Annotated in this window: 10 protein-coding genes; all 10 read right to left on the minus strand. The window is 33.0% G+C overall.

Annotated features, from left to right (window positions below):
- Positions 1 to 48: 48 nt before the first annotated feature.
- On the minus strand, positions 49 to 408 hold the full coding sequence (locus RR643_RS10465) for a BlaI/MecI/CopY family transcriptional regulator (RefSeq protein ID WP_332469430.1): 360 nt from the start codon (positions 406 to 408) through the stop codon (positions 49 to 51).
- 16 nt (positions 409 to 424) lie between these two features.
- A complete protein-coding gene (locus tag RR643_RS10470; RefSeq protein ID WP_332483178.1) occupies positions 425 to 2,623 on the minus strand; it encodes a M56 family metallopeptidase in 2,199 nt (732 codons plus the stop codon).
- Between the two features lie 102 nt (positions 2,624 to 2,725).
- Positions 2,726 to 2,947, minus strand: coding sequence for a DUF1146 domain-containing protein (locus RR643_RS10475; protein WP_332469432.1), 222 nt, complete (start codon positions 2,945 to 2,947; stop codon positions 2,726 to 2,728).
- The gene (atpC, locus tag RR643_RS10480; protein WP_332469433.1) at positions 2,940 to 3,332 is read right to left on the minus strand and encodes an ATP synthase F1 subunit epsilon; all 393 of its coding nucleotides are present in this window, start codon (positions 3,330 to 3,332) and stop codon (positions 2,940 to 2,942) included. Before atpC ends, RR643_RS10475 begins: the two co-directional genes overlap by 8 nt.
- Before the next feature lie 4 nt (positions 3,333 to 3,336).
- Entirely contained in the window at positions 3,337 to 4,737 is a 1,401-nt protein-coding gene (gene atpD, locus RR643_RS10485; RefSeq protein ID WP_332469434.1) for a F0F1 ATP synthase subunit beta, read from the minus strand.
- A gap of 13 nt (positions 4,738 to 4,750) precedes the next feature.
- Positions 4,751 to 5,599 carry an ATP synthase F1 subunit gamma gene (gene atpG, locus RR643_RS10490; protein WP_332469435.1) on the minus strand — a complete coding sequence of 283 codons (849 nt, stop codon included), beginning with the start codon at positions 5,597 to 5,599 and terminating at the stop codon, positions 4,751 to 4,753.
- 3 nt (positions 5,600 to 5,602) lie between these two features.
- Positions 5,603 to 7,123, minus strand: a complete 1,521-nt coding sequence (gene atpA / locus RR643_RS10495; protein WP_332483179.1) for a F0F1 ATP synthase subunit alpha — start codon at positions 7,121 to 7,123, stop codon at positions 5,603 to 5,605.
- 5 nt (positions 7,124 to 7,128) lie between these two features.
- The gene (gene atpH, locus RR643_RS10500) at positions 7,129 to 7,662 is read right to left on the minus strand and encodes an ATP synthase F1 subunit delta (RefSeq protein ID WP_332483180.1); all 534 of its coding nucleotides are present in this window, start codon (positions 7,660 to 7,662) and stop codon (positions 7,129 to 7,131) included.
- The gene (gene atpF, locus RR643_RS10505; protein WP_332469438.1) at positions 7,646 to 8,173 is read right to left on the minus strand and encodes a F0F1 ATP synthase subunit B; all 528 of its coding nucleotides are present in this window, start codon (positions 8,171 to 8,173) and stop codon (positions 7,646 to 7,648) included. The genes atpH and atpF overlap by 17 nt, the downstream gene beginning before the upstream one ends.
- Before the next feature lie 36 nt (positions 8,174 to 8,209).
- Complete coding sequence (atpE, locus tag RR643_RS10510) at positions 8,210 to 8,443, minus strand: ATP synthase F0 subunit C (RefSeq protein WP_078710887.1); 234 nt, start codon at positions 8,441 to 8,443, stop codon at positions 8,210 to 8,212.
- Between the last annotated feature and the right edge of the window lie 136 nt (positions 8,444 to 8,579).

The following is an 8,579-nucleotide window of genomic DNA, read 5'->3' on the forward strand; positions in this document are numbered from 1 at the left end:
AATAGTACTTTCATCTTTTTCTAAAGCTTTTACTTTTCAATTCTTTTCTTATTTTAGTTTATTCATCATTTCTTCTAGTTCACTTATATCTTGTGCATTCAATTCGTCCGAATCAATAAGTGAGGCAATTAAACTCTTCATAGAACTGTTATGAATTTTTTTATATAACCATTCTGTTTCAAGTTTCTTGTAATCATCTTCCTTAATAATAGAATAATAATATTTTAGTCTTTTTTCTTTATTGCTCCCTGCAAATCCTTTATCTTCCAATCGAGTTAGCAGTACTTGAACTGTAGACATAACCCAATTCTTATTTAATCGTTCCACAATCTCACTTGTCTTAAGAGGATGATCCGCTTTCCACAAGATATCCATTACTTCTAATTCTGCTTCAGGCAATTTTTTCATTATGTATTTTCCTTTCTTACTGATATCCTTGAATCGATTTATTTACTAAATTTTTTTGAGATAAAATATATTCCTCAACTTCTTCATCATTCATCATATACGGTATTATTTCTGTTTTATCTGTGATGATATCTGGAAAATCCATCAATAATGATGACATACTTATAAGATAACTATTTCGTATATTTGCTTCCTCATGACTATAGTCTAATGGTATTTTTTTACCATTTGAAAGTTCGAAGTATTCCCAAATTTCTCCTGTTTGTTTCTTGTAAGAAATTTGTACTTTGTCACTAATATCAATTGGGTAGCTAATAACTAAATCATCCTCCAGTATATACCTCTTTACACCATCAATTAGTTCAAAATCTATTTTATATTTATTTAGTTCATTCGAATAGTCATCTGTAAAAACAACATTAACTTTTTCTAAACTTGTATCATCTTTCAATTCAATTATCTCATCATTACCAACTAAGTAATTGTTTTCAAGATGATAGATTACGTATTGCGGATTTTTTAATGATTTTAAATAATCATCATATCCATTAATTGGATTAATCCAATCTGGTGCAACATACATATCATTTTGCATATGATTAAATTTACATTTTTCAATTAACTCGTTATTTAATTTATATGCATAGGGTAGTTCACCTTTCGAGATGTTATCCCCAAAATTTTTATAAAAATTATCTATACTCAAATTCTCTGTTTTCTCTGCTAATGTAATTTCAGTTGTATATCCTTCTTTAGGTATAACAATGCTACATACATTTACATTATCATCAATGTTTTCTTCCGTGATGATTGTCTCTTTATACGATAAGTTAAACAACTGTTTCATATCCACAAATGTTTCAAATCTATAATTCGTTTGATAGTAAATTCCGTATTCATTGTTCATGAAATAAACATGCTCATAATCCTTTAGTTGTTTCATTTCATTGGTTGGATTATCCATTGATGCATTAAATTGAACTACAGCCATTTTTAATTCTACGTCGCGTTCATATTCGTTTTTAGCTCTTACAACAAATGTTGTATATTTTGCATTAGCTTCAGTCATACTTGCAATAGCATCAATGGTTACTTGATCACTTTTTTTAAATATCAATTGAAGGTCATTATAAAATTGATAATTTACTGTTTGTTCAGTTTCTTTTACTGAAACATTATCACTTAACCTTTCTTGTTTACTACATGATATTAATGAAGCAACAATACTTATCAATAATAATGATAAGATTATTATCTTTATCCCTTTTGATTTCTTTCTCGTATCAATTAACATATTAAACCTCTCTTTTACTACTTTCTTATTTCCATTAAAATTTGTAGTTAATGATGAAGATTGTTTTGATGTATTTGACTTAAGTAATGTAAGAATTGTGTTTCCATATTCTTTTCTAAATGTAATTGTTGAATTATTTAACACCTGTTCATCGCATGAGAATTCAATATCGTTATTTACTTCCTTAACCATCAAATACACAATTAGATTAAACCAATGAATACATTGAACAATGAGTAAGAGTAACTTATAGTAAAGATCATGGCGAGTATGATGTACCAGTTCATGTTCAAGAATTATACTCAATTGTTTCTCTGGTAGAGTTGAATCTGTGATGACAATTATTGGATGAATGACTCCCATTAGCATTGGGCTTGTTACATTTTCATTCTCAACAATCTTGATTTTTGATAAACAGGGATATTTATATTGAAGTTCATGTATTAGGTGATTAATGTTAGTGGAAATTTCATGACTTGAGCGTTTAACTTTATATATAAAGATTCGATATTTAATAAATTGATAACCCATCGTACACACTACTCCAATAATCCATACAATGAATAATATGCTGAGTGAAGATATCATTATTGATGTTGGCTCAGCAAGCACTTCTTTTGTGGGTGTCAATGTATCATTAATAACTACATCTTTTTGTATTGCATTATTATCAATTGGTTCTGTAACTTCTCTTATGGGCATCACAAAGGATGTTTGGCGTGTTGGTATTTCAATTTCAACGGCTTTTGGCAAAGATACATTAACGGGAATCAATAATCGAAGCGTAATAAACAACCAAATAAAATATCGCATTCTGATGCCATATTTTTTATTAAAGATTGGTTTAAGTAATATCATACCTAAAATTAGAATTGACATCATAAACGAAACTTCTAATAACATAGTCATACCTTTTTCCATAATTACCTCCTTCACTTACATTTGTCAGCAATATCGTATATCTTGCACCGACATTTGTCAATATACATTTAAAAACTAAAAAAAACCGCATTGTTTTGCGGTTTAAAGTACTCTATAGGCAAGGCTTAATAAAAAATCTCCTGCGAGTTTAGCAATTGCCAATGCAACAAGTAAATATAATACTTGCGCTGGAATCACTTTACCCTTCTTAATAAATTTCTCATAATTCACACTGCTTAATCCATACATTGTAGCGACAAAACACGCTAGATAAACAGTAGTACGTATCACAAATGGAATTAGATTTAAATTGATATTATTCACCAACAACTTTGAGTCGATTCATAGCACGTTTTAGAGACAACTCTGCACGTTTGATATCAACACTTTCATCATTTTTGTTAAGAAGACTTTCTGCTCTTGTCTTTGCAGCTAATGCACGTTCTTTTTCGATTTCATCTTTATTCTCAATTGAGTCCACAAGAATCATTGCTTCATTCTCTTTGAAATATAGAAGTCCGCCACCAATTGCATATTCCTCTTTTTTACCATTTTCAATTGTACTCATTTTCGATATTTCTAACATGGTTACAATTGGCATACGGTTTGGAAGTATACCCATTTCTCCAATATTATTTCTAACATTAAGAATTGGTGTTTCTACCTCTTTGTATTTACCAAAGGGAGTTACTATTTTGCATAGAATCATCAGATTAACCTAACTTTCCAGCTTTATCTACTGCTTCCTCAATTGTTCCTACAAACATAAATGCTTGTTCAGGTAGATTATCATATTTACCTGCAAGTAAATCTTTAAAGCTACTAATTGTATCTTTTAATGGTACATATCTTCCTGGAATACCAGAGAATTGTTCAGCAACATTAAATGGTTGTGATAAGAAATTTCTTGCACGACGTGCACGGTTAACAAGAATTTTATCTTCTTCACTTAATTCATCCATACCTAAGATTGCGATGATATCTTGAAGTTCTTTATAACGTTGAAGTAGTACTTGGACACCACGCGCTACCGCATAATGTTCATCTCCTACAACTAAAGGATCTAGAATTCTACTACTTGATTCAAGTGGGTCAACAGCAGGATAGATTCCTAATGCCGCAATACCACGATCTAGTACAGTTTTTGCGTCAAGATGTGTAAATGCTGTTGCTGGCGCTGGGTCTGTTAAGTCATCCGCTGGTACATAGATTGCTTGAACAGATGTAATTGATCCACGACTAGTAGAAGTAATACGTTCTTGTAGTTGTCCCATTTCAGTTGCAAGAGTTGGTTGATATCCTACAGCTGATGGCATACGTCCTAATAACGCTGATACTTCTGATCCTGCTTGTGTAAAACGGAAAATATTATCAATAAACAACAATACATCTTGACCTTCAAAGTCACGATAGTATTCCGCCATTGTTAATCCCGATAATGCAACACGCATTCTTGCACCAGGTGATTCATTCATTTGCCCATAAACTAAAACTGTTTTATCCAAAACACCTGAATCTTTCATTTCATGATACATATCATTACCTTCACGAGTTCTTTCACCCACTCCAGCAACGACTGAACGTCCACCATGTTCTTTAGCGATATTATGAATTAATTCTTGCATAAGAACTGTTTTACCAACTCCAGCACCTCCGAATAATCCAATCTTACCACCACGCGCATAAGGACATAATAAATCGATAACTTTAATTCCTGTTTCTAATATTTCAGCTGATGTTTGTTGTTCCTCAAATGAAGGAGCATCACGATGAATAGGCATTCTTTTTACTTCCGGTCCAAGTGGAGGTAATTCATCAATTTCTTGACCCAACACATTGAACATTCTACCTAGAACTTCAGCACCTACTGGAACACTAATAGCACTCTCTGTATCGATACAATCCATACCACGTACTAAACCATCTGTTGATCCCATTGCTATACAGCGGACACAATCGTCTCCAACATGTTGTGCAACTTCAACGACCAATTTCTCATTTTCATCTTTTACGATTTCAATTGCATTTAGCAATGATGGTAATACGCCACTATCATATCGAATATCGACTACTGGTCCAATGACCTGTACAATTTTACCTATATTTTTTGCCATATTCTAATCCTTTCTACAAGGCATCTGCGCCCGAAACAATTTCTGTAATCTCTTGAGTGATTGCAGCTTGTCTTGCTTGGTTATATGCTAGTACTAATTTATCATTTAATTCAGTTGCATTATCTGTTGCACTTTCCATAGCCAAACGACGAGATCCTTGCTCAGCTGTTTTTGTTTGCATCCAAATACTATACACAACATTTTCAAGCATCATTGGAATTAACGAATTTAATATCTCATTAGGACTTGGCTCAAAATCTGTTGCCACTGAACTTTTCTCAACTTTCAAATCTTCTTTCTTTGCAAAATAAGGAAGAAGTGTTTCCATAACTGGATTGAACGTTACAGTGTTTGCAAATTCTGTATAAAGTATTTGAATTCCTGATACTTCATCTTTTATAAACATTTCAATTGCTTGATCCACAAGTTTTTTTAATTCCATAAATGTTATGTTATCAGAACTTATATGTTCATTAATGACATTGAAATTTCTAAGCTCTAACCAATGAATTTGTTTTGTACCAATTAAGATAACTGGATCATCTGGATTAAGTACTTCTTGTGCTAGACGCATCATATTCGCATTGTAGCCACCACATAATCCTAAGTCACTACAGAATATAATCGTACAACGTTTATCCGATTTCTTTTCTTTTAAAAATTGATTATCTAATCCTTGATTATTCGCAAGAATTTCACCAACGGTTTTCTTTAAAACATTTGCGTATTCACGATTCTTCTCCATCAAATTTCTTTGTTTTTGAAGTTTTGAATTCGCAATCAATTCCATTGCACTAGTAATCTTCTTTGTTGCATTAATTGAACGTATTCTTTGCTTTAAGGCTTGCTTTCCTTGTGCCATAGACTATGCCTCAATCATTAAGCGATATTGTTCTAAGAAGGATTCCATTGCGCTATGAATATTCTTTTCAAGTTCCTCAGTTAATGCACCACTCTTTTCAAGTTCATCAACTAATTCAGCATGATTCGATTTAAAGAATTTATGCATATGTTCTTCAAACTGTTTTACTTGCTCAACTGCAACCTCTTTCAAGAATCCAGCTTTTGCTGCATAAAGTGATAACACTTGGTATGACATACTTAATGGTGAATATTGTCCTTGTTTTAATAATTCAGTTAAACGAGCACCATGCTCAATTGTTGATTTTGTAATTGCATCTAAATCACTACCAAATTGAGTAAATGCTAATAATTCATGATATTGTGCAAGATCAAGTTTTAATGAACCTGATACTTTTTTCATTGCTTTTGTTTGTGCAGCCGAACCAACACGTGATACTGATAATCCACTATCTACCGCAGGACGTACCCCTGAATTAAACAATTCAGTTTGTAAGAAAATTTGTCCATCAGTAATAGAAATTACATTGGTTGGAATATATGCTGAGATATCTCCAGCTTGCGTTTCAATGATTGGCAATGCAGTTAATGAACCAGCACCCAATTCATCATTTAATTTCGCTGCACGTTCCAATAAACGAGAATGTAAATAGAATACATCTCCAGGATATGCTTCACGTCCTGGTGGACGACGAATTAGAAGTGACATTGTACGATAAGCTACCGCATGTTTACTTAAATCATCATAAACGATGAGCACATCTTTACCTTGTTCCATCCATTCCTCACCAATCGTACATCCAGCATAAGGTGCAATGAATTGCAATGGTGCAAGTTCACTTGCAGTTGCTGCAACAATTGTTGTGTACTCCATTGAACCACGTTGTCTTAGTTTTTCTACGATTTGCGCTACTGTACTTGCTTTTTGTCCAATCGCTACATAAATACAATTTACATTTTGTCCTTTTTGATTTAATATCGCATCAATCGCAATTGCTGTTTTACCAGTTTGGCGGTCACCAATAATTAACTCACGTTGTCCTTTTCCAATAGGAATCATTGAGTCAATAATTTTAAGTCCAGTCATTAATGGTTGATGTACACCTTTTCTTGTCATAACCCCTGGAGCAACACGTTCGATAGGTCTTGTCTTCGTTGATACGATTTCACCTTTACCATCAATTGGTTGTCCCAATGCATTTACAACACGTCCAAGCATACCATCACCTACTGGCACCTCAACAATACGCCCTGTACGTTTTACTTCATCGCCTTCTTTAATACCTGTATCATTACCAAGTAATACAGCGGCAACATGACTTTCTTCTAAGTTTAAAATCATCCCATATACATCGCCTGGGAATAACAATAGCTCACTTGACATAGCGCGATCTAAACCTTGAATTAACGCAATACCATCACCCACTCGAATAACAGTACCAACATCATTAGATTCGATCTTATCATGATAGTGTTTAATCTGTTCTTTGATTAAAGCACTTATTTCTTCAGGTCTTAACTCCATTGGTCTCACCTCGCTCCTTGAAGTAATTCACGTTTCATATTCATGATTTTATTTTTCATTGAAGTGTCTACTACTTCATTATCAATAACAACTCTAAACCCTGATAACAATCTTGCATCAATACGATTGATTAACTCGCATTTAAAATTAATCTTCTTCGACATTGCATCTTCAATTTCGTGAATTTGATTTTCTGTTAATGGTCTTGCGGAATACACAAAACCTTCTTTAATATTTTTAGATTGATTACATGCAGAATTAAAACCCATTAATATTGATTGTATATGGGTGAAGCGATGATGATCAATTAATAAACATACGAAATCCAACATACGTGGACTTAATACATTTTTAAATGCTTGAATCAACACTTCTTTTTTCTCTTCCTTTGTAATTTGTTCAGCCACAAAGAATTTATTCATTTCTGGTGTTAAAACCGTTTGAATTATTTTCCCTTGTTTTTGCCATTCATCAATTTGATTTTCTTCTTTTGCTAACTCAAAAAGTGCTATACCATAACGTTCAGCTAATTGATCCATTATGATTACTCATTTCTTTTACGAAATCTTCGATTACTTTTTGATCTTGGCTACTATCTACTTTTTCACTGATTAATTTTTCAGCTGCAAGCATAGCTACAGTAACCATTTCATCTACCATTTCTTCACGCATTTGATGTTTTTCAAGTGCGATTTCTTCACGTGCCTTTTCGAGTTTTGTTGTTGCTTCTACTTTAGCTTGTTCAAGAATATCTTCTTTTACATTTTTAGCTTCATTTTCAGCCTTAGCAATTATTTCCTGTGATTTGTGATAAGCATTAGAAACTTCATCATGAGCTCTTTGTCTATCCGACTGAGCTTCTTCTAATTTAGTTTCTGCTTCTTGGAGTTTCAAATGCATAACATGCGATCTTTTTTCTAACATGTCTCGTGCAGGATCCCATAAGTATTTGTATACAAAGAAAAATAGAACTCCTGTCGCTAGCAATTGTATAACCATTGTTGTTGGATTAGGAAATAACTGATTGGCGATATCGATATCGATCATCATTCATACCTCCTTCGTGATCAATTAGGTAAATATCTCCTATTTGAAAACGAAGATTAATAAGAACGCAATTAACATACCGTAGATAGCACATGTTTCTGCAAGCGCACACCCAACGATTAACATTGTTCTTATTTTTGATTCTGCTTCTGGATTACGACCTACTGCTTCTACTGCTTTTCCTGCTGCAAACCCTTGCCCAATACCAGTCATCATACCAGTCATGATTGCAAGACCTGCTCCAATTGCTACTAAACCTCTAGTGATATCCATAATAATTTTCCTCCTCTATTTCAATCATCTATTCTTGTGGTAATTCGTTTCCGATAAATACCATTGTTAATGTAATAAAGATAAACATTTGTATAAATCCTGAGAACACATCAAAGTACGCATGTAGTACCGGTGC

The sequence above is a fragment of the Anaerorhabdus sp. genome (assembly GCF_036637135.1).
In the GTDB taxonomy this organism is placed as follows: Bacteria; Bacillota_I; Bacilli_A; order Erysipelotrichales; family Erysipelotrichaceae; genus Anaerorhabdus.